Source organism: Citrobacter sp. RHBSTW-00944 (assembly GCF_013615435.1).
Lineage (GTDB): Bacteria > Pseudomonadota > Gammaproteobacteria > Enterobacterales > Enterobacteriaceae > Citrobacter > Citrobacter braakii.
The window spans coordinates 3,136,580-3,156,953 of sequence record NZ_CP055418.1; the positions used below are offsets into that span (position 1 = coordinate 3,136,580).

20 protein-coding genes and 1 tRNA gene are annotated in these 20,374 nt (G+C 51.1%); 8 read left to right on the top strand and 13 right to left on the bottom strand.

From position 1 onward, the window contains the following. Nucleotides 1-9: 9 nt before the first annotated feature. Nucleotides 10-465, bottom strand: coding sequence for a curli minor subunit CsgB (gene csgB, locus HV334_RS15150; RefSeq protein WP_019076446.1), 456 nt, complete (start codon nucleotides 463-465; stop codon nucleotides 10-12). Between the two features lie 759 nt (nucleotides 466-1,224). On the opposite strand from csgB, the gene csgD reads away from it, so the two are divergent. Genes csgD through csgG form a run of 4 tightly spaced genes read left to right on the top strand, consistent with a single transcriptional unit; the run spans nucleotide 1,225 to nucleotide 3,570 of the window. Next, complete coding sequence (gene csgD / locus HV334_RS15155) at nucleotides 1,225-1,875, top strand: biofilm master transcriptional regulator CsgD (protein WP_181220568.1); 651 nt, start codon at nucleotides 1,225-1,227, stop codon at nucleotides 1,873-1,875. A gap of 4 nt (nucleotides 1,876-1,879) precedes the next feature. Further along, nucleotides 1,880-2,272 carry a curli production assembly/transport protein CsgE gene (gene csgE, locus HV334_RS15160; RefSeq protein ID WP_016152600.1) on the top strand — a complete coding sequence of 131 codons (393 nt, stop codon included), beginning with the start codon at nucleotides 1,880-1,882 and terminating at the stop codon, nucleotides 2,270-2,272. Nucleotides 2,273-2,297: 25 nt separating this feature from the next. Continuing rightward, complete coding sequence (gene csgF, locus HV334_RS15165; RefSeq protein WP_016152599.1) at nucleotides 2,298-2,711, top strand: curli production assembly/transport protein CsgF; 414 nt, start codon at nucleotides 2,298-2,300, stop codon at nucleotides 2,709-2,711. A gap of 25 nt (nucleotides 2,712-2,736) precedes the next feature. Then, entirely contained in the window at nucleotides 2,737-3,570 is an 834-nt protein-coding gene (gene csgG / locus HV334_RS15170) for a curli production assembly/transport protein CsgG (protein ID WP_016152598.1), read from the top strand. Nucleotides 3,571-3,618: 48 nt separating this feature from the next. Here csgG and HV334_RS15175 read toward each other — a convergent pair whose 3' ends face one another. From HV334_RS15175 to ghrA, 4 genes are all read right to left on the bottom strand, one after another. Beyond that, on the bottom strand, nucleotides 3,619-4,101 hold the full coding sequence (locus tag HV334_RS15175; RefSeq protein ID WP_016156175.1) for a DUF1097 domain-containing protein: 483 nt from the start codon (nucleotides 4,099-4,101) through the stop codon (nucleotides 3,619-3,621). Nucleotides 4,102-4,202: 101 nt separating this feature from the next. Beyond that, nucleotides 4,203-4,757, bottom strand: a complete 555-nt coding sequence (locus HV334_RS15180; protein WP_016152596.1) for a molecular chaperone — start codon at nucleotides 4,755-4,757, stop codon at nucleotides 4,203-4,205. A 23-nt stretch (nucleotides 4,758-4,780) separates the two neighbouring features. Then, nucleotides 4,781-5,518 carry a phosphatase gene (locus tag HV334_RS15185; RefSeq protein WP_016152595.1) on the bottom strand — a complete coding sequence of 246 codons (738 nt, stop codon included), beginning with the start codon at nucleotides 5,516-5,518 and terminating at the stop codon, nucleotides 4,781-4,783. Nucleotides 5,519-5,604: 86 nt separating this feature from the next. Continuing rightward, complete coding sequence (gene ghrA, locus HV334_RS15190) at nucleotides 5,605-6,543, bottom strand: glyoxylate/hydroxypyruvate reductase GhrA (protein ID WP_019076444.1); 939 nt, start codon at nucleotides 6,541-6,543, stop codon at nucleotides 5,605-5,607. Nucleotides 6,544-6,778: 235 nt separating this feature from the next. Here ghrA and HV334_RS15195 point away from each other — a divergent pair. Both HV334_RS15195 and HV334_RS15200 read left to right on the top strand, forming a co-directional pair. Then, nucleotides 6,779-6,866, top strand: a tRNA-Ser gene (locus HV334_RS15195). Between the two features lie 187 nt (nucleotides 6,867-7,053). Next, nucleotides 7,054-7,422 carry a hypothetical protein gene (locus HV334_RS15200; RefSeq protein ID WP_181220569.1) on the top strand — a complete coding sequence of 123 codons (369 nt, stop codon included), beginning with the start codon at nucleotides 7,054-7,056 and terminating at the stop codon, nucleotides 7,420-7,422. A gap of 57 nt (nucleotides 7,423-7,479) precedes the next feature. On the opposite strand, the gene phoH is transcribed toward HV334_RS15200, so the two are convergent. The 6 genes from phoH to putP form a co-directional block, all read right to left on the bottom strand. Further along, on the bottom strand, nucleotides 7,480-8,268 hold the full coding sequence (gene phoH / locus HV334_RS15205) for a phosphate starvation-inducible protein PhoH (RefSeq protein WP_016152592.1): 789 nt from the start codon (nucleotides 8,266-8,268) through the stop codon (nucleotides 7,480-7,482). Further along, a complete protein-coding gene (locus tag HV334_RS15210) occupies nucleotides 8,247-8,543 on the bottom strand; it encodes a hypothetical protein (protein WP_016152591.1) in 297 nt (98 codons plus the stop codon). Before HV334_RS15210 ends, phoH begins: the two co-directional genes overlap by 22 nt. A 246-nt stretch (nucleotides 8,544-8,789) precedes the next feature. After that, nucleotides 8,790-10,073, bottom strand: a complete 1,284-nt coding sequence (gene efeB, locus HV334_RS15215; RefSeq protein WP_181220570.1) for an iron uptake transporter deferrochelatase/peroxidase subunit — start codon at nucleotides 10,071-10,073, stop codon at nucleotides 8,790-8,792. 5 nt (nucleotides 10,074-10,078) lie between these two features. Next, a complete protein-coding gene (efeO, locus tag HV334_RS15220) occupies nucleotides 10,079-11,206 on the bottom strand; it encodes an iron uptake system protein EfeO (RefSeq protein WP_047501089.1) in 1,128 nt (375 codons plus the stop codon). A gap of 58 nt (nucleotides 11,207-11,264) precedes the next feature. Further along, a complete protein-coding gene (efeU, locus tag HV334_RS15225; protein WP_019076441.1) occupies nucleotides 11,265-12,098 on the bottom strand; it encodes an iron uptake transporter permease EfeU in 834 nt (277 codons plus the stop codon). Between the two features lie 213 nt (nucleotides 12,099-12,311). After that, on the bottom strand, nucleotides 12,312-13,820 hold the full coding sequence (gene putP / locus HV334_RS15230; protein ID WP_016152586.1) for a sodium/proline symporter PutP: 1,509 nt from the start codon (nucleotides 13,818-13,820) through the stop codon (nucleotides 12,312-12,314). 422 nt (nucleotides 13,821-14,242) lie between these two features. Between putP and putA the strand changes: the two genes are divergently transcribed. Together putA and HV334_RS15240 are read left to right on the top strand one after the other, a co-directional pair. Continuing rightward, a complete protein-coding gene (gene putA, locus HV334_RS15235) occupies nucleotides 14,243-18,205 on the top strand; it encodes a trifunctional transcriptional regulator/proline dehydrogenase/L-glutamate gamma-semialdehyde dehydrogenase (RefSeq protein WP_181220571.1) in 3,963 nt (1,320 codons plus the stop codon). A gap of 58 nt (nucleotides 18,206-18,263) precedes the next feature. Beyond that, complete coding sequence (locus HV334_RS15240; protein ID WP_047501095.1) at nucleotides 18,264-18,659, top strand: lysozyme inhibitor LprI family protein; 396 nt, start codon at nucleotides 18,264-18,266, stop codon at nucleotides 18,657-18,659. Here HV334_RS15240 and rutR read toward each other — a convergent pair. After that, entirely contained in the window at nucleotides 18,656-19,294 is a 639-nt protein-coding gene (gene rutR / locus HV334_RS15245) for an HTH-type transcriptional regulator RutR (RefSeq protein WP_016152583.1), read from the bottom strand. The two genes, HV334_RS15240 and rutR, sit on opposite strands and share 4 nt — an antisense overlap. A gap of 58 nt (nucleotides 19,295-19,352) precedes the next feature. Beyond that, entirely contained in the window at nucleotides 19,353-20,267 is a 915-nt protein-coding gene (locus HV334_RS15250) for a DMT family transporter (protein ID WP_049283242.1), read from the bottom strand. Between the last annotated feature and the right edge of the window lie 107 nt (nucleotides 20,268-20,374).

The following is a 20,374-nucleotide window of genomic DNA, read 5'->3' on the forward strand; positions in this document are numbered from 1 at the left end:
GTTAATGGATTAGCGTTGAGTAACGCGAATTGCCATTTGCGACTGTCTCTGCACCACAACTGCTGTTTTTTGTGTACCGTACTGAGTAATATTGGCTTTATTACCAGAACCTTTCTGGATAATTACCGCCGTATTACCGTATGAACCTTGTTTAATACTCGCGTCATTGGAACTACCCGTTTGATCAATATATGCAAAGTTATATGATCCCGTCTGGTCTGTTTTCGCTCGGTTACCAGAACCTTCTTGCGAAATAACCGACAATAACTTCGAGCCCCCCTGTCGAGTATTTGCACTGTTCGCAGTGCCAACCTGACCAATAATGGCTGCCTGATTAAATGAAGACTTACTTAATTCATTTACCGCAAAGTTATATTCTGAGTTAGCTAAATCATAACTTGTAGCGGATGCAATCCCAGGCACACCCAGCATTGTAAACATCATAAATAACAACTTGTTTTTCATGTTGTCACCCTGGACCTGGTCGTACATAAGGTTAAATTATTTACCACTCAAATTATTGTTAACGTGACTTACATTTGTTAACGCCACGTTACGATGAAGAGTATGTCCGTTGAAACATTTTAAATAACTCACCCACCAGTTGTATTTTTATATCCAGATTCACCCCAAAGTACTAATTAACCGCAATTAACACCGTTATAGCTCTAGATTTTATTTCTTTTGTAACCCAATGACTGAATTTCTATGCAGTAACAAAAAAACGCGTTTCCCGCGTTTTCTGGGCCTTGCAGACGGTAGTGGGATTGTCCTCGGTACAAGTCGTGACAAGTGTCATTTTTTTCTATCTAAAATTGTTCAACTTAAAGTGAGACCATAAAATCAAAATTCATTAGAAATCTAAAACCATCTAATTATAATTTTACCCCTTAAAATTCAATAAGATATTATAATTTGTATGATTTTTTAAATCTATGCAATAACGCTAAAATGTACAACTTTACTATCAAATCTAAACTCCACAAAAACGCAAAAATCACATTTTAATATATAAATTTACATTATGTAACATGTTTAAAACTTGCTTTAAGATTTGTAATAGCTAGATTGAAATCAGTTGAAGTCCATTTGTTTTAATATTTTCACCCCGTTGGGTCGAAGTTTTATTTCTACACAGCAGTGCAACATCTGTCAGTACTTCTGGTGCCTCTATTTTAGTAGAGGCAACTGTCAGGTGTGCGACTAAAAAAGTGGAGTTTCATCATGTTTAATGAAGTCCATAGTATTCATGGTCATACATTATTGTTGATCACTAAACCATCCCTGCAGGCAACTGCGTTATTACAGCATTTAAAGCAATCGCTGGCGTTAACCGGAAAACTACATAATATTCAACGTTCTCTGGATGATATATCCTCCAGCTGCATTGTTTTACTGGATATGATGGAGGCAGATAAAAAACTGATCCATTACTGGCAAGATAATTTGAGCAGAAAAAACAACAATATAAAAACTTTATTGTTGAATACCCCAGAGGATTATCCTTACCGGGATATTGAAAACTGGCCGCATATCAATGGCGTATTTTACGCAACTGAAGATGAGCAGCGTGTAGTCAGCGGTTTGCAGGGTGTGTTGCGGGGCGAATGCTACTTTTCGCAAAAGCTTGCCAGCTACCTGATCACGCATTCCGGGAACTACCGCTATAACAGCACGGAGTCGGCATTACTTACGCACCGTGAAAAAGAGATCCTTAATAAACTGCGTATCGGCGCCTCAAATATTGAAATCGCGCGTTCACTATTTATTAGTGAAAATACGGTGAAAACACATCTTTATAATCTTTTCAAAAAGATAGCTGTCAAAAATCGTACGCAGGCGGTCTCGTGGGCCAATGATAACCTCAGGCGATAAAGCCATGAAACGCTATTTGACCTGGATTGTGGCAGCAAATTTGTTCCTTGCTGCCGGGAATCTACACGCGGCTGTAGAGGTGGAGGTTCCCGGACTGTTAACCGACCACACTGTCTCTTCCATTGGCCATGATTTTTACCGGGCCTTTAGTGACAAGTGGGAAAGTAAGTACACAGGAAACTTAACCATTAATGAAAGACCCAGTGCACGTTGGGGAAGTTGGATCACCATAACGGTCAATCAGGACGTTATCTTCCAGACTTTTTTATTCCCGACGAAAAGAGACTTCGACAAAATTGTGGTCTTTGCATTGGCAGAAACAGAGGAAGCATTAAATCGTCGGCAAATAGATCAAACACTATTAAGCACGAGCGATTTAGCGCGCGATGAATTCTAAAACATGATTTTGTCCGGAGGCTTTCATGCGTGTCAAACATGCAGTGGTTTTGCTCATGCTGATTTCACCATTAAGTTGGGCCGGAAATATGACGTTCCAGTTCCGAAATCCTAACTTTGGTGGTAACCCAAATAACGGCTCTTTTTTACTGAACAGCGCCCAGGCGCAAAACTCGTATAAAGATCCGAGTGCCGGCGACTACGGGATTGAAACCCCAACAGCGCTGGATAACTTTACCCAGGCGATACAGTCACAAATACTCGGTGGCTTACTTACCAATATCAATACCGGTAAGCCGGGAAGGATGGTAACCAGCGATTTTATCGTTGATATCGCCAACCGGGATGGACAACTGCAACTGAATGTCACGGACAGGAAAACGGGGAGAACGTCGACTATTGAAGTGTCGGGTTTACAAAATCAGTCGACCGATTTCTAAATTATAGCCACGAAAGGAAAAAATCATGCAGCGCTTACTTATCATGGTGGCAGTAATTTTACTCAGCGGATGTTTAACAGCCCCGCCGCAAGAAGCCGCTAAGCCGACATTAATGCCCCGAGCCCAAAGCTATAAAGACTTGACGCACCTGCCCATGCCTACAGGTAAGATATTTGTCTCGGTATACAATATTCAGGATGAGACTGGCCAGTTTAAACCTTATCCGGCAAGTAACTTCTCAACCGCCGTCCCGCAAAGCGCCACGGCGATGCTTGTCACCGCATTGAAGGATTCTCGTTGGTTCGTCCCGCTGGAACGTCAGGGATTGCAGAACTTGCTTAACGAACGAAAAATCATTCGTGCGGCTCAGGAAAACGGCACAGTTGCCATTAATAACCGGATCCCTCTGCAGTCTCTGACCGCGGCAAACATCATGGTAGAAGGGTCAATTATTGGTTATGAAAGCAACGTTAAATCGGGTGGCGTTGGTGCGCGCTATTTCGGTATTGGCGCCGATACGCAGTACCAGCTCGACCAGATAGCGGTCAACCTGCGTGTGGTTAACGTTAGTACCGGTGAAATCCTCTCATCGGTGAATACCAGCAAAACTATTTTGTCTTATGAAGTGCAGGCTGGGGTATTCCGCTTCATTGACTACCAGCGACTGTTGGAAGGTGAAATTGGCTACACCTCTAACGAACCGGTTATGCTTTGTCTGATGTCAGCAATTGAAACCGGTGTTATCTTCCTGATTAATGACGGGATTGATCGCGGATTGTGGGATTTGCAGGATAAGAAACAAGTTGATAATGACATCCTGGTTAAATACCGCCATTTGTCGGTACCTCCGGAATCCTGAGTGGTCTGATACAGCATAAAAAGCGTGAGGAAAACCCTCACGCTTTTTTTATTTACTGGTCAGCGTCGACGATAGCCGATTCTCACGACGAGATGCCAGCCACAATCCGCTGTTTTTCATCGCATAGCCGAATACCAGCCCCAGCGCCAGAGAAGGCACGACCAACTGCCAGTCACCCTGCCCTGCAAACGTTGCGCATGCGCCAATAAAGGTGCCCGGCACAAATGAAAGCAACCATTGCTTTGCCTGAATACACATGAGAAACGCGACAATTCCCGTCATGACATAACCAATAATGTCCATATGCGGGGCAAGCGCGCTACCGTTAATAATCACCAACGCCCACACCACACCGCTTAGCAGCGTACACGCCGAGATCCACAGCCCTTTCAGCCCACCCTGCGGACAGGCAAAATAGGCCGTGCAGCCCAGAAAGCCAGCCCAACTGAGTAAACCAAGAGATACGGCCACCCATCCCCAAATCCCAGAGAGAATGCCCGTTGTGATTGCAATTGAGAGAAGTATGTTCATGCCGCGTATCTTAGCAGAAAAACGGCATGGGAATGAGATCGTGCACACAATTCATGCAATGATGTAATTTGAGTTGCAGTTTAATGAGATATAAATCACATTTATTCTTCAGTATCTTCCTGCAATTCGTCCCACATCGCGCCAATGGCATCACGCGTTAACGGTGCCATGGTACGCCAGAACTGTGTGTTTGCGTGCGCTTCAACTTTGCCAAGGAACGTGCCGCACCAGGGCAACAGGTATTCCACAAACAAGGTTTCGAGTGCTTCACTTTCATCTTCCGCAGACTGGTCTTCAAGCCATGAAGCCGCCAGCAACAGCGTGCCAATATGATCTGCAGGCGTATCTGCCAGCGGCATTCCGCGAGCAGAAAGAAATGCACGAACATCGGATTCTTTCGCCCCTTCTACCCAGGCGCTACGATAAGGCGGCACCGCACACTCGTCGCCGACAAACAGCGCGTTGTAATCCGCAGCCAACTGAGGCATATCGCAGCTTTTCTGCAGACGAGTGAGCAGTTCGTCCTGTTCCAACGGCCAGTTGGCGGACAGTTTACCTTCACTAATCAGGGTAAATAGGGGAACCAGTAAAGGGTCCTGCGGTTGGCGGTAAAACAGCGAGCCCAGTACACGACACAGGATAGAAAACTCGTTCATTGATATATTCCAGTTAGTAACAATTACAGTTCAGCAAATTCCGCGATCGGCTCCATGCCTCGCGATTCCAGAAACCCCAGCAGGCGTTTAGGGGTGACATTTAAAATTCTGTCTTCCGGGAAATTTACATCATCCAGAATTTTACGGCATTCACCAAATTCACCCAGTGTGAAAGCGGTATGTGAATCCGACCCTAACGCCACCCAGCCTCCGGCATCACGCACCGCCGCAGCGACCGCGCGACAATTGTCCTCACTCCCCTTACGCGAATGCAAAAACGAGGAGTTATTGATTTCCAGCGCGACCTGGTATTTTGCCGCCGCCTGCGCAATCGCTGTGATATCAACGGGATATTTGGGATTCCCCGGATGGCTGATGATGTGCACGTGACCACTGGCCATCGTGGCTATCATTGCCTGGGTATTGGTGTCTTTATCGTGAGGTGCAAAAACTGGCTCATGGAAGCCCGCGATGATGAGATCCAGGGAAGTAAACATCGGACCTGAACAGTCGATTTCGCCTTCAATATTCTTAATATTCGCCTCGATACCGCGCAGGATCCCTACGCCATCGACGATACGAGGCCAAATGCGCATATTAATAAAGTGCCAGTGATGAGGCGCATCCGCCATGTCCGGTCCATGATCGGTTATGGCAAACAGCTTGATGCCTTTGCGATGGGCTTCGGCGATGTAATCACTTAAGGTGCTGTAGGCGTGGGTACTGGCGACGGTATGCATATGCAGGTCAACGGGATACATAACTCTCTCCTGTAGTCATTTTCCGTCAAGGATAGCAGGTATCGTCGCCATTTATTAGCTGAAACCCGGCACTTGCCGGGTTACCATCAATATCCCCGAACGCGATCGACCTGACCCGTTACGGATTTCCCACTTTCCAGGTCCAAAATCGTACGGGAGATGTAGTCCACCGCCTCTGCCGGGCGTGTTACCGCGGCGATATGCGGCGTCATTGCCACACGCGGATGTTTCCATAGCGGGCTGGTTTCCGGCAGCGGTTCACGGCTATAGACATCCAGCATGGCACCTTTTACTTTGCCGCTGTCCAGCGATGCCAGAAGATCGTCTTCATTGAGATGAACGCCGCGCGCCAGGTTCAGCACGTAAGCGCCATCCTGCAATTGGCTGAGTAAATCAGCGTTAATAATGCCTACGGTTTCTGCCGTATTAGGCAGGAGGTTGATCAGCACGCGAGTTTGACTCAAAAACGCGCTCAGTTCCTCGGTACCGGCGAAGCTTTCCACACCAGACCAGGATTTACGCGTACGACTCCAGCAGCGTAGCGGGAACCCCCATGCTTGCAGACTTTCTGCAACTTTTGCGCCTAAAACACCAGCGCCCATGATCCCGACGCTAAACTCATCGCGAGTATATTCTGGCAACGGTTGCCATTTCGCCTGGTTTTTTAATGCCTGGTAGTCATCAAAGCGACGGAACCAGTGTAATACCTGACTAACCGCATATTCCTGCATTTGCAGGCCCATCCCCGTATCTTCCAGACGGAAAAGCGGGATCGACGCATCCAACATTTCCGGATGAGCGTTTAGTTTACTGAGAATAGAATCGACGCCCGCACCCAGCGCAAATACGGCTTTTAATTTTCGTCCGGCGAGCATTTCAACCGGAGGATGCCAGACCAGCGCGTAGTCAGCATGCGCATTATCACCTGCCTTCCACTCACGGACCCGCGCGCCAGGTATGGCCTTTGTCAGCGCATTAAGCCACCAGGTTGTATCGAATGTTGGGTGATAGAAAATTATATCCATAGTGTCTCCTGAACATTGTTATGCGGAACGTACTCGCACTTATAATCATCATTTTTCGAGGGAACATCAGAGTAGCAAATTTTAGGGTGCTGGCAAAAAAAACAATTCCCGCTTATTTAAGCTGCATATTGATTGAAGTTTGTGTAAATGCACGTTTTTTTCAAAAAGTTGATTGACGCCGGAGCGGTATTTCCCTAAATTAGCGCCCGTTCCGGTAGCACAGGAACAACAATATGGTGAGGTGTCCGAGTGGCTGAAGGAGCACGCCTGGAAAGTGTGTATACGGCAACGTATCGGGGGTTCGAATCCCCCCCTCACCGCCATATTCGAGAAAGAGCTCGTACGCAAGTACGGGCTTTTTTTTCGCATGTGAGCCGTCTTGAATAGCGTTAACCTGTAGGTCTGATAAGCAACGTGCTATCAGGCATCATCCCCCGCCCCGTTGCACATTATCTAAACCACTCTTATGCTGTAACTACCGCTTTCTCAAGCAATCAGGAAAATAACAGCATGTTAAACATAGAAGGAACTTTGCTTGATGAGATCATGCCGCAGGCAGACGAAGCAGGATTTATTCCGTTGAAGGTTTTCTCGCGAAAAATCCTCAAACGTACACCGAATGAAATAAATACGTTTTTCGATCCTGACAGCCGATTCTACGAAGAGTATCAGCGAACGGTTATTTGCAACGTCAGGCATAACGTCACCATTAAAAAAACCTACACCAGCAATGGGATCTTACGAAAAGAAACTACGGAAGGTGGGATTTATAAGGATGACCTACTGACCTTTCTGGCACAAGCGCTAAAGAAAATAGACCAAAATAACCAGTTGTTTGACCAGGCCTGCGCCAACTACTGGAGCAGCAAAAGAAAGTAATTTGCTGACGTCAAATAACAAAGCCCGGTTTCCCGGGCCTTGAAGACGGAATACTTATCAGTTGTAAGCATTGAGCGTCCGCTGACAGAGTGCCGAACGGACGCAATCGTCTTTATTGAAACGAACAATCCCAACCATATCATCTTCTTCGAAACGGGCCAGCGCATCGCTTAGCCCTGAGCGAACGTGGGCGGGTAGATCGCACTGGGTCACATCCCCGTTCACAATCACCGTCACATTCTCCCCGAGGCGAGTCAAAAACATCTTCATCTGTGCTGCAGTAACATTCTGAGCCTCGTCAAGAATGACCACTGCATTTTCAAATGTGCGTCCACGCATATAGGCGAATGGCGCGATTTCCACCTTACCAATCTCAGGCCGCAGGCAATATTGCATGAAGGAGGCCCCCAGACGTTTCACCAGCACGTCATACACTGGACGAAAATAAGGCGCAAACTTCTCGGAAACATCTCCAGGTAAGAAGCCGAGGTCTTCATCAGCTTGCAGAACTGGACGGGTTACAATGATCCTGTCCACGTCTTTGTGGATCAGGGCCTCTGCTGCTTTTGCCGCGCTGATCCAGGTTTTACCACACCCGGCTTCACCGGTAGCGAAGATCAGCTGTTTACTCTCGATAGCATTCAGGTACTGGGCCTGAGCTTCATTCCGCGCCGTGATTGGCGTGGCGTCGCGACTATCACGCGCCATACCAATCGCTTCTACGCCGCCCATCTGCACAAGCGAGGTGACCGATTCATCTTCACGTTGTTTATGGCTACGCGAATCCCGCCTCAGCACACGTTTTGCTTCACGACGAGCTTTGATCACTGCTTTTTGTCTTCCCATGGATAGCACCTTGAGTTGTAGGTATACATCACACGCGCCGTTGGCGGCACGATTATGCGCACGAACATCTGAGGGTTGGCTTCCTTGTAAGCCATTGCTTGCTTTCGGATAAGACGCCACACACGGCTACGCGCACCGTACAAGGTGTCAGTTACGAAGATAAGAAGTGAAAGGGAGAGAGATTTAGCGGTGACGAGGTGGCTACCGGAAGAGAAACGTCCGCGTAACGTACTGCAGCTACTGTGAAAAATGTGTCCAATACAGGACTTTTCCATCGCGATCTCCATAGTGAACGACTATCACCGCCGGGAACTACCGCTGTTTCTTATAATTACATCATAATCTTTCGTTAATGCAACAATATTTTTACTTGTCGTTAACTTAAATTCTATCTAATCACCAAAGACAGTCTCTTGCAGAGAGATGACAGAATTATTTCAGTCTCGTACCGATCATAAAAAATAATTTGTTCATTCATACAGATGTCAGGAAAAGCCCCGCTGTACAACGGGGCGTAATCATCAGGCTTCGAGCAGAGACTGTCCCAGATATTGATCTGCGGTTTTGACACCCGGCAAAGCAAAGAAGTAGCCCCCACCAATTGGTTTGACATACTCTTCCAGCGCTTCACCGTTGAGGCGTTTCTGCACAGTCAAAAAGCCTTTTTCCAAATCGTGTTGATAGCAGACAAACAACAGTCCCATATCCAGTTGACCGGATGGGGTCACACCGAGCGAATAGCTGTAGCCACGGCGCATCATCAGGCTGGACTCAGTCTCTTTCGTGCGCGGATTCGCCAGGCGGATATGACTGTCGAGCGCAATCACCTCACCCTCGGGATCGCTGGCATAGTCAGGCACATCGTGCTCGTGCTGCATACCCAGCGGCGCGCCGGTGTGTTTATCTCGACCAAATATCGTTTGCTGCTCTTTCAGCGGCGTACGATCCCAGAACTCGACGCGAAACTGAATGAGCCTGACGGCCTGATAGCTACCACCTTGCGCCCAGACAGGTTCGCCCTGCCCGTCCGTAACCCACACCACATCCTGCATCAACTTCGTATCCGTCGCGTCCGGATTCGCGGTGCCGTCCTTAAAGCCAAGCAAGTTGACCGGGGTCTCTTTGCCTTTGCTGCGCGCGGCATGGTCGGAAATAAACCCTTCACGTTTCCAGCGCACGCTAAGGAGATCGGGCGTATGTTTAATGATATCGCGCAGTACATGGATAACGGTGTCCTGCGTGTTGGCACAAATCTGCAGCAGCAAATCACCATGGCACAGCGCCGCATCCAGCGAATCATTCGGGAAGCGGGTCATTTTTTGCAGCTTTTTCGGCATCTGCGATTTCAGGCCATAACGTTCATCAAATAGCGAGGCGCCGACTGACAACGTCATCGTCAGGTTGTCTGGCGCAATGTATGCGCCGAGGATACCGGAATCCATAGGGGGCAAACGCGGATTCGGCGTATCCGGCGCCGGCCCGCCCGTGGTCAGAAACGCAAATCGGGCGGTCAGCAAGCGGAACAAGCGTTCCAGATCAGCCTTATCGCTGGCGAGAACATCGAACGCCACCAGCATCATCGATGCCTGCTGTGGCGTCAGGATCCCTGCCTGATGCTGACCATAAAACGGCTGCGCTTCACTACGCGCATCGGGGGACAGCGTTCCCGGCGCACTTTGTGGTTTTTGCGCGTGGGCAACCGGACATCCACCCGCCAGCGCCAGCGCCCCACCCAGGGCGCCCATCCCTTTCAGTAAACGTCGGCGTGAAGGTTCGCTCACGCCGTTTTCATTATCTTGCTGCATTTTGCTTAATCCAGACCCAGAACACCGCGTAATTGCGACAAGTCTTCCGCCAGCGTCGTGATTGGCCCTTTCAGCGCATTGCGATCGGCGTCGGTCAGTTTGTCATAGGTTTCAAAACCGTCTTTGGTACGGTACTTGCTCAGAATGGTATCGACTTTTTTGAAGTTCACATCCACCTTCGCCAACAGCTCAGCATTGGATTTTTGTAACTGAGGGCGCAGGAGATCGACGATTTTCTGCGCGCCATCGATATTGGCCTGGAAATCCCACAGATCGGTATGGCTGTAGCGATCCTCTTCTCCGCTGATTTTGCTGGCAGCGACTTCTTCAATCAGTCCTGCTGCCCCGCCAACCACTTTTGACGGTGGGAAGGCCAGTTCGCTAATACGCGTTTGCAGGTCAAGAACATCGCGGTTTAATTGGTCGGCATACTTGTCCATGCCTTTGGTGGTGTTGTCGCCGAACAACGCTTTCTCCAGGCGGTGGAAGCCGGTGAATTTAGGATCGGCGGCTTTTTGCTCATAATCATCTTCACGCGCATCGATGCTGCCGTCGAGATCGGAGAACAGTTCAGCAATCGGTTCAATACGCTCATAATGCTGACGGGTTGGCGCATACAGCGATTTCGCTTTTTCCAGATCGCCAGCTTTAATCGCATCGGTGAATGCTTTGGTGCCCGCAACCAGTTGTGCAGTTTCGGCTGTCACATAGGCTTTGTATTCGGTAATTGCGCCACTTAGGCTCAGCAGAGCATCGCCCTGCGCGGCATCCGCCGTTGCGCTACCTTTTACAATGAGTTTGCCTTTCGGGTTAGTCAACAGACCGCAGGTCATATCATATTCACCTGGCTGCAGGTTAGCTGTCATTTTCTGGCTAAAGCCCGGCGCAATGTTTTCACGTTCTTCAACCACCATAACCCCTTTAAGGATCTCCCACTCCAGCGCTTTCTGGCTGTGGTTCTGGATGATGAACTGCGTTTTCCCAGCGTTAACCGTGATCGTCATCGGCTCACACTGTTTGTCGTTAACCGTGACTTTCACCTGCGGAATATCGGCGGCTTGTGCAGAAAAAGCGGAGGCAAACAGCGCGGCAATACCCAACTGCAGCGCACTACGGCGAAAATTAAACGTCATGACCTATCCCTATAAATAAGTATGTTGAAACTAATGAGTATTCTGCATCGCGTTTTTATCAGGGTGCGGTACGCGATGCCGTAGTGCCTGAACGCGGCGGCAGTGCAAACATAATCAATGCCGGAATCAGGTAGATAAACCAAATGGCGACTTCGCTGACGCTCGGCGCTTCCTGATAGCCGAAAATACCTTCCATCAATGTGCCAAACAGCGAATGCGTTGAAAGCACGCTGCTCATGTCAAACGCCACATCCTGAAAATGATTCCATAACCCGGCTTCGTGGAACGCACGGATGGCCCCAGCAGCAAGACCAGCGGCCACCAGCAAAATGAACAGGCTGGTCCATTTGAAGAATGCCCCGAGGTTGAGGCGAATGCCGCCGAGGTAAATCAGGTAACCCAGTACCACCGCGGTGGCCAGCCCCAGCATCGCACCTAACGGTGGCCAAATGCCTACATCCTGCTGGAATGCCGCCAGCAGGAAGAACACCGATTCCAGCCCTTCACGGGCAACGGCAAAAAAGACCATCATCACCAGCGCCCAGCCGTGATGATTGCCGCGTTGCAACGCGTTATCGACAGCCTGTTCAAGCTGGACTTTGACGTTGCGCGAAACTTTACGCATCCAGAACACCATCCAGGTGAGGATCACCACGGCAATGACCGCCACGATGCCTTCAAACAGCTCCTGTTCCTTTTGCGGAAATTCACCGGTGGTTTCATTGATGAAAACGCCTAACGCCAGACATAACGCCGCCGCCAGCAGAACACCAATCCACATCACACCAATCCATCGACCACGCTGAGTCCGTTTCAGGTAGCTGGCAATCAGGCTGACTATCAGCGCGGCCTCTAACCCTTCGCGCAACATAATAAGAAATGGAACAAACATGCGAAGAACCCTTAAACGTTATTCTCAGTCAATTGATGAAAAGAAAAGTAAATTACAGTGATAGTGATTATCATTACAGTAAAGAAAAACTCAAGCAGAATGTTTTGAGAATGATGACTTAATGTAAACAGTTAGGCGGGTAACGATTAGGGCGGTTTTGCAGCGGGGATAAATAAAAAAGCCCGCACGCGGCGGGCTTAAAGATCGAGGCGATTACTCTGCCTGTAAACGCGATGGCGGAGCTGTGTGATAATGCGCATCAGCCTCGGCAAAACGTTGCTGCATAGCGGCTGAAGGCGCTTTACCCAACAGGCTGAAGACCACAATACCGATGCTGCCGAAAATAAAGCCTGGGATGATTTCATACAGACCCAACCAGGCAAACTGCTTCCAGACGATTACCGTCACCGCACCGATGAGCATCCCGGCCAACGCGCCGTTACGCGTCATACGCGACCACATTACGGAGAACAGAACCACCGGACCAAACGCCGCGCCAAAGCCGGCCCAGGCGTAGCTTACCAGACCAAGCACACGGTTCTCCGGGTTCGCCGCCAGCGCGATAGACACCAGCGCCACAACCAGCACCATGATGCGACCAATCCATACCAGCTCTTTCTGGCTGGCATTTTTACGCAGGAACGCTTTATACAAGTCTTCGGTGATTGCGCTGGAGCACACCAGCAACTGGCAGCTCAGAGTCGACATCACCGCAGCGAGGATCGCAGACAGCAGAATACCGGCAATCCACGGGTTGAACAGGATTTGCGCCAGTTCAATAAACACGCGTTCGGCGTTCTGGTTAACGGCACCGGCAAGCTGTGGGTTGTTGTTAAAGTAAGCGATACCAAAGAAGCCAACGGCAACTGCACCTGCCAGACACAGGATCATCCAGGTCATACTGATGCGGCGGGCATGAACAATGCTATGGTGAGAATCAGCCGCCATAAAGCGCGCCAGAATATGCGGCTGACCGAAGTAGCCCAGACCCCAGCCCATCAGGGAAATAATGGCAACAAAATTCAGCCCTTTGAACATGTCCACGTTCTCAATGCTCTTTTGTTTAATCACTTCCAGCGAATCGTCAAACCCACCCACGCCAATGACTACCATTACCGGCGTCAGGATCAGGGCGAAGATCATCAGGCTGGCCTGGACGGTATCGGTCCAGCTTACCGCCAGGAAACCACCGATAAAGGTATAAATAATCGTCGCGGCCGCCCCTGCCCACAGCGCTGTTTCGTAACTCATGCCAAAGGTGCTTTCAAACAGACGCGCCCCTGCCACAATACCGGAAGCACAGTAGATGGTGAAAAACAGCAGAATAACCAGCGCGGAGATAATACGCAGAATTCGGCTTTTATCTTCAAAGCGACCGGTAAAGTAATCCGGTAACGTCAGCGCATTGTTATTGTATTCGGTATGCACGCGTAAACGTCCGGCCACCAGTTTCCAGTTGATCCACGCACCCAAAATAAGGCCAATAGCGATCCAACTTTCTGAAATCCCCGACAGGAAAATCGCGCCAGGCAGCCCCATCAGCAACCAGCCGCTCATGTCAGATGCCCCGGCGGATAACGCGGTCACGAATGGACCCAGACTGCGTCCACCCAGAATGTAATCGTCAAAGTTTTTGGTTGAACGCCATGCAATAAACCCTATCAATATCATGCCGAAAATATAGACACAGAATGTCACTAACATCGGTGTGCTAATAGCCATCAAAACTCTCCAAAATTATGTATCAGCAATGCCGTGGCTTGCCGTTTTATTACCCTGCCGGAACGTGGCAAAGATATCTATGTTTACCAGGGCGACCGTATCCTGCCGGAAGCGATGGTCATTCACAATCGATTTAACACACCATTTACATCAAATTTGATCCAGAGTAGATAGCATTTTTCTGTAGGTTGCACTCTCTCACACTTTTTTCGGTTGCACCTTTTAAAAGTGTTAACTACCGCAGAGAAAAAGATTCGGCAACTTTTATAGCCCCCGTCAAAACACTCACGTTTATTAACATTTCATTCATTTCCAAGCTTGCAAACCAAGTCACATTTAACATGGTTGCACAAAGTTGCAACATAGTGGATATTTCTCGGTAACTATCAGACCCGTATTTCAGTACAACAGGAGTAAACGGCATGGGAACCACCACGATGGGGGTTAAGCTGGATGACGCCACTCGCGAGCGTATTAAAACAGCAGCATCACGAATCGATCGCACGCCACATTGGCTGATCAAACAAGCCATTTTTAATTATCTCGAAAGACTGGAAAATGACGACGCGCTTCCTGAACTACCGGCCCTGCTGGCGGGTGCTGCGAATGAGGGCGATGAGTCGACCACGCTGCAAAATGAAGCGCATCAGCCTTTCCTGGAATTTGCTGAACAGATCCTGCCGCAGTCAGTTTCTCGCGCGGCAATCACCGCTGCTTACCGCCGCGCCGAAACTGACGCCGTACCGATGCTGATGGAGCAGGCTCGTCTGCCGCAGCCCATCGCCGAGCAGGCGCATAAGCTGGCATACGATCTGGCAGACAAACTACGTAACCAGAAGACCGCCAGCGGTCGCGCCGGGATGGTACAAGGTTTATTGCAGGAATTCTCCCTTTCTTCACAGGAAGGCGTCGCGCTGATGTGTCTGGCCGAAGCCTTGCTGCGTATTCCAGATAAAGCGACCCGCGATGCGTTAATCCGCGACAAGATCAGCAACGGTAACTGGCAGTCGCACATTGGCCGCAGCCCGTCTCTGTTCGTCAACGCGGCGACCTGGGGGCTGTTGTTTACCGGTCGTCTGGTTTCAACGCATAACGAAGCCAGCCTCTCACGCTCACTCAACCGTATTATCGGCAAGAGCGGTGAGCCGCTGGTGCGTAAAGGCGTCGACATTGCCATGCGCTTGATGGGCGAGCAGTTTGTCACCGGGGAGACCATCGCTGAAGCGCTGGCTAACGCGCGTAAACTGGAAGAAAAAGGCTTCCGTTACTCCTATGACATGCTGGGCGAAGCGGCCCTGACCGCCGCCGATGCACAGGCTTATATGGTTTCATACCAGCAGGCGATCCACGCCATTGGTAAAGCCTCTAACGGGCGCGGTATCTACGAAGGGCCAGGCATTTCTATCAAGCTGTCGGCACTGCATCCGCGTTACAGCCGTGCGCAGTATGATCGCGTAATGGATGAACTCTATCCTCGTCTGAAATCGCTTACTCTGCTGGCACGTCAGTACGACATCGGCATTAATATCGACGCCGAAGAGGCTGACCGACTGGAGATCTCCCTCGATCTGCTGGAAAAACTGTGCTTTGAACCCGAACTGGCAGGCTGGAACGGGATCGGTTTTGTTATCCAGGCCTACCAGAAGCGCTGCCCGTATGTTATCGACTATCTGATTGACCTCGCCACGCGCAGCCGCCGCCGCCTGATGATCCGTCTGGTTAAGGGTGCCTACTGGGATAGCGAAATTAAACGTGCCCAGATGGACGGTCTGGAAGGTTATCCGGTCTACACCCGTAAGGTGTACACCGACGTTTCTTACCTGGCCTGTGCGAAAAAACTGCTTGCCGTACCGAATCTGATCTACCCGCAGTTCGCCACCCACAACGCCCATACGCTGGCGGCGATTTATCAGTTAGCCGGTCAAAACTACTATCCGGGTCAGTACGAGTTCCAGTGCCTGCACGGCATGGGCGAACCGCTGTATGAGCAGGTCACCGGCAAAGTTGCGGATGGCAAACTGAACCGTCCATGCCGCATTTATGCACCGGTCGGCACGCACGAAACGCTGCTGGCGTACCTGGTGCGTCGTCTGCTGGAAAACGGCGCCAACACCTCGTTCGTCAACCGCATTGCCGACACGACCCTGCCGCTGGATGAACTGGTTGCCGATCCGGTCGAGGCTGTTGAAAAACTGGCGCAGCAAGAAGGTCAGGCCGGTTTGCCGCATCCGAAGATTGCCCTGCCGCGTGATCTGTACGGTAAAGGCCGCGAAAACTCAGGCGGGCTGGATTTAGCTAACGAACATCGTCTGGCCTCGCTGTCCTCTGCCCTGCTCAACAGCGCGCTACAAAAATGGCACGCTAAACCCATTCTGGAGCACCCGGTTGCTGACGGCGAAATGACGCCAGTCGTTAACCCAGCCGAGCCGAAAGACATTGTCGGTTACGTGCGTGAGGCGACTCACGCTGAAGTAGAACAGGCGTTACAGAACGCGGCGAATAACGCGCCGATCTGGTTCGCCACACCGCCACAAGAGCGCGCCGCCATTTTGCATCGTGCCGCCGTTCTGATGGAAGGTCAGATGCAGCAGTTGATTGGCATCCTGGTACGCGAAGCGGGTAAAACCTTCAGCAACGCCATTGCGGAAGTGCGCGAAGCGGTAGACTTCCTGCATTATTATGCCGGTCAGGTTCGCGATGATTTCGATAATGAAACCCATCGACCATTAGGACCGGTGGTTTGTATCAGCCCATGGAACTTCCCGCTGGCCATTTTCACCGGGCAGATTGCCGCCGCGCTGGCGGCGGGTAACAGCGTGCTGGCAAAACCGGCGGAACAAACCCCGTTAATTGCCGCCCAGGGCATCGCTATTTTGCTCGAAGCGGGTGTACCGCCGGGCGTGGTGCAACTGTTGCCTGGTCAGGGTGAAACCGTCGGGGCGCAGCTCACTTCCGATGAGCGCGTACGCGGCGTCATGTTTACCGGCTCAACGGAAGTCGCCACGCTGTTGCAACGCAATATTGCCACCCGCCTTGATGCTCAGGGGCGTCCAATCCCGCTTATCGCCGAAACCGGTGGGATGAACGCAATGATTGTCGACTCCTCCGCGTTGACGGAACAGGTCGTGGTCGACGTTCTGGCTTCAGCGTTTGACAGCGCCGGACAGCGCTGCTCCGCGCTGCGCGTCCTGTGTCTGCAGGATGATGTAGCCGACCATACGCTGAAAATGCTGCGCGGCGCGATGGCGGAATGTCGCATGGGTAATCCAGGTCGCCTGACCACGGATATTGGGCCGGTAATTGATGAAGAAGCCAAAACCAATATTGAGCGCCATATTCAGGCCATGCGCGCCAAAGGACGCCCGGTGTTTCAGGCCGTGCGCGAAAACAGCGACGATGCGCGTGAATGGCAAACCGGTACCTTTATTGCTCCGACGCTGATCGAGCTGGAAAGCTTCGACGAATTACAAAAAGAGGTGTTTGGTCCGGTACTGCACGTCGTGCGCTACACCCGTAACAATCTGGGCAACCTGATTGAGCAAATTAATGCCTCCGGCTACGGCCTGACGCTGGGCGTACACACTCGTATCGATGAAACCATCGCCCAGGTCACAGGATCGGCACACGTGGGGAACCTGTACGTTAACCGCAATATGGTCGGTGCCGTTGTCGGCGTGCAGCCATTCGGTGGCGAAGGCTTGTCTGGTACAGGGCCAAAAGCAGGTGGACCGCTGTATCTGTATCGCCTGCTGGCTAACCGCCCGGAAAATGCGTTAGGCATTACGCTTGCCCGTCAGGATGCAGACTACCCGGTCGATGCGCAGCTTAAAGCTGCACTCGTTCAGCCGCTGGAAGCACTCAGCGAATGGGCAACCGATCGACCCTCGCTGCATGCGCTCTGCCAGCAGTTTGGCGAACTGGCGCAGGCCGGTACTCAGCGTCTGCTGCCAGGACCCACTGGCGAGCGCAATACCTGGACGCTGTTGCCGCGTGAACGCGTACTGTGTATCGCCGATGATGAACAGGACGCGCTGGTACAGGTTGCCGCTGTGGCTTCCGTTGGTAGCTTAATCCTGTGGCCAGATGATGCGTTCCATCGTGAACTGGCAAAACGTCTGCCAGCCGCCGTCTCCGGGCGCATTCAGTTTGCCAAAGCGGACAACATTACCACGCAGCCGTTTGATGCCGTTATTTTCCACGGCGATTCCGACCAACTGCGTTCCCTGTGCGAAGCGGTAGCTGCCCGCGAAGGGGCGATTGTATCAGTCCAGGGCTTTGCCCGTGGCGAAAGCAATATTCTGCTGGAGAGGCTGTACATTGAACGCTCCCTGAGCGTCAATACCGCCGCTGCCGGGGGGAACGCCAGCCTGATGACAATCGGCTAAGGTTGTGGTTAATTAAGGCTCCGGTAACGGAGCCTTTTTTATGAAGCCAGAGGGAAGCATGAAACGAATCGTACTGACATGTGCAGCGCTGCTGTTGAGCGGCCAGGCGCTGGCGGATGACTGCGCCAACGCGAACACTCAGATTGAGCTGAACACCTGTGCGGCAGAGCAGTTTAAGGCGGCCGACACCAAACTTAATGACACTTATCAGAATGCTCTTAAGCGCGCCGCCCCAACCCAGCGCGATTTACTGAAAAAAGCGCAAATCTCATGGATAACCCTGCGCGATGCGGACTGCGCGTTAATCAGTTCCGGCACCGAAGGCGGTAGCGCCCAGGCGATGATTTCCAGCCAGTGCCTGACGGATAAAACCAACGAGCGTGAAGCGTTTCTCGCCTCGCTCTTACAGTGCGAAGAGGGCGATTTAAGCTGTCCGTTACCGCCTGCCAGTTAACGCACGCGGATCCCTTCAATAATCATCCGCTGCACGCTCTCCACCGTTTGGTTAAAAAAGGCTTCATCACGCAGCGTTGCGCCCGTTACCGCCTCTACCTGTGGGGCAAAGTCGGCGTAGTGCTGGGTTGAAGCCCAAATCATAAAAATCAGATGATGCGGATCGACCGGAGCCAGTTTCCCACTTTTGATCCAACCGGCAATCAGCGCCGATTTCTCATCAATTAGCGTTTTGAGATCGCCCGTTAATTCAGCCATCAATAAAGGCGCACCTGCCAGCATCTCCATACAAAACAGCCGTGAAGCCTGAGGGTAATCGCGCGACACTTCCAGCTTAAGGCGAATGTATTCTTTAATGGCCACTAGCGGCGCAAAGTCTTCGCGAAAAGCCTTCAACGGAGCCAGCCAGACGTCGAGGATTTGCCGCAAAACGGCAATATAGAGCACCTCTTTTGACGGGTAGTAATAAAGCAGATTCGTTTTTGACACACCCGCCTGCTCAGCGACCTGTTCGAGACGCGTGCCGTGGATCCCATATTGGGAGAAGATATTTAATGCCGCGGTTAATATGGCCTGGCGTTTTGCACTGACGGCCTGCGAGCGCTTACCTGTTTTTTTCTCTGCGCGTTGGACCATGCGCCCTCTCCTTCTTGTGAGGGCGTCAGCATACCAAATCACGCGGTGAATGGTTAAATTAAAGCGACTCCGGCGGCGCCTCTTGCACTACCCCTTTTTTCTTTTTGAACTTCAGTTCGCTGACCAGCACGCCAACAATAATGAATGCTGCGCCGAGCAAAGCCAGTAGCGGTAAGCGTTCCCCCGCCAGGCGACCAAAGATCCCCGCCCACACCGGCTCACCGGTATAAATGACCGTCGCGCGCGTCGGCGAAACGCTGCGCTGTGCCCAGTTCATGGTGACCTGAATAATCGCACTGAAAATCCCCAACCCCAGCGCCACCACCAGCAATCCCGTAGACATCGGCGGCACGGACTCTCCTGCTGGGGCCATGGCAATAAATGCCACTATCGAAGCGGTTGCCAGTTGTACCACCGTTACCCGCCGCACATCCACTTTTCCCGCCCACGCGCTAATCAGGATAATTTCTGCCGCAATCGCCACCGCGCCGGCGAGTGTGATCCACTCTCCTTCGCCTAAAGCCAGCAAATTGCCTCCCGGTCCGGCGAGAAAAATCAACCCGATAAAGGCCAGCACAATGCCGACACACGGCATCAGGCCGGGCATACGCCCCAGACACAGCCATTGTAAAAGCGGGACCAACGGCACATACATCGCGGTAATAAACGCCGATTTACTGCTGGGAATAAACTGTAGCCCCCAGGTTTGCAGACTATAGCCCAACGCAATTGCGATACCGATCGCAACGCCTGCTTTGACTTCCAGCCACGTCAGTTTATGCAATGTGCGTAGTGACAAAAGCGCGACCGCCAGCGCAGCGGTGGCAAAACGCACGCCGACAAAGAAAAAAGGTCCGCTCAGGGTAACGGCATATTGCACTGCCAAAAACGTGCCACCCCAGAACATAGTGATCACAATAAGGATCGCTTCCTGAGGTTTAACAGAGAAGGAATAACGAGAAAGTAATGACATGAGACACCCGATTAACTGAATGTCGTTAGTCTGCGTTGCGTTTTGTTACAGTTCAACCTTGCAGACAAAAAAAACCGCCGGAAGAAACCGGCGGCGGTGGGTGGCTA

Coding starts and splice junctions, on each gene's coding strand:
- HV334_RS15180 (WP_016152596.1), bottom strand. CDS start 4,757: ATGAACGAGTTTTCTATCCTGTGTCGTGTACTGGGCTCGCTGTTTTAC.
- rutR (WP_016152583.1), bottom strand. CDS start 19,294: ATGGTCCAACGCGCAGAGAAAAAAACAGGTAAGCGCTCGCAGGCCGTC.
- HV334_RS15250 (WP_049283242.1), bottom strand. CDS start 20,267: ATGTCATTACTTTCTCGTTATTCCTTCTCTGTTAAACCTCAGGAAGCG.
- HV334_RS15200 (WP_181220569.1), top strand. CDS start 7,054: ATGTTAAACATAGAAGGAACTTTGCTTGATGAGATCATGCCGCAGGCA.
- ghrA (WP_019076444.1), bottom strand. CDS start 6,543: ATGGATATAATTTTCTATCACCCAACATTCGATACAACCTGGTGGCTT.
- csgD (WP_181220568.1), top strand. CDS start 1,225: ATGTTTAATGAAGTCCATAGTATTCATGGTCATACATTATTGTTGATC.
- csgF (WP_016152599.1), top strand. CDS start 2,298: ATGCGTGTCAAACATGCAGTGGTTTTGCTCATGCTGATTTCACCATTA.
- efeU (WP_019076441.1), bottom strand. CDS start 12,098: ATGTTTGTTCCATTTCTTATTATGTTGCGCGAAGGGTTAGAGGCCGCG.
- csgE (WP_016152600.1), top strand. CDS start 1,880: ATGAAACGCTATTTGACCTGGATTGTGGCAGCAAATTTGTTCCTTGCT.
- putP (WP_016152586.1), bottom strand. CDS start 13,820: ATGGCTATTAGCACACCGATGTTAGTGACATTCTGTGTCTATATTTTC.
- HV334_RS15175 (WP_016156175.1), bottom strand. CDS start 4,101: ATGAACATACTTCTCTCAATTGCAATCACAACGGGCATTCTCTCTGGG.
- HV334_RS15185 (WP_016152595.1), bottom strand. CDS start 5,518: ATGTATCCCGTTGACCTGCATATGCATACCGTCGCCAGTACCCACGCC.
- csgG (WP_016152598.1), top strand. CDS start 2,737: ATGCAGCGCTTACTTATCATGGTGGCAGTAATTTTACTCAGCGGATGT.
- efeB (WP_181220570.1), bottom strand. CDS start 10,073: ATGCAGCAAGATAATGAAAACGGCGTGAGCGAACCTTCACGCCGACGT.
- HV334_RS15210 (WP_016152591.1), bottom strand. CDS start 8,543: ATGGAAAAGTCCTGTATTGGACACATTTTTCACAGTAGCTGCAGTACG.
- HV334_RS15240 (WP_047501095.1), top strand. CDS start 18,264: ATGAAACGAATCGTACTGACATGTGCAGCGCTGCTGTTGAGCGGCCAG.
- putA (WP_181220571.1), top strand. CDS start 14,243: ATGGGAACCACCACGATGGGGGTTAAGCTGGATGACGCCACTCGCGAG.
- efeO (WP_047501089.1), bottom strand. CDS start 11,206: ATGACGTTTAATTTTCGCCGTAGTGCGCTGCAGTTGGGTATTGCCGCG.
- phoH (WP_016152592.1), bottom strand. CDS start 8,268: ATGGGAAGACAAAAAGCAGTGATCAAAGCTCGTCGTGAAGCAAAACGT.
- csgB (WP_019076446.1), bottom strand. CDS start 465: ATGAAAAACAAGTTGTTATTTATGATGTTTACAATGCTGGGTGTGCCT.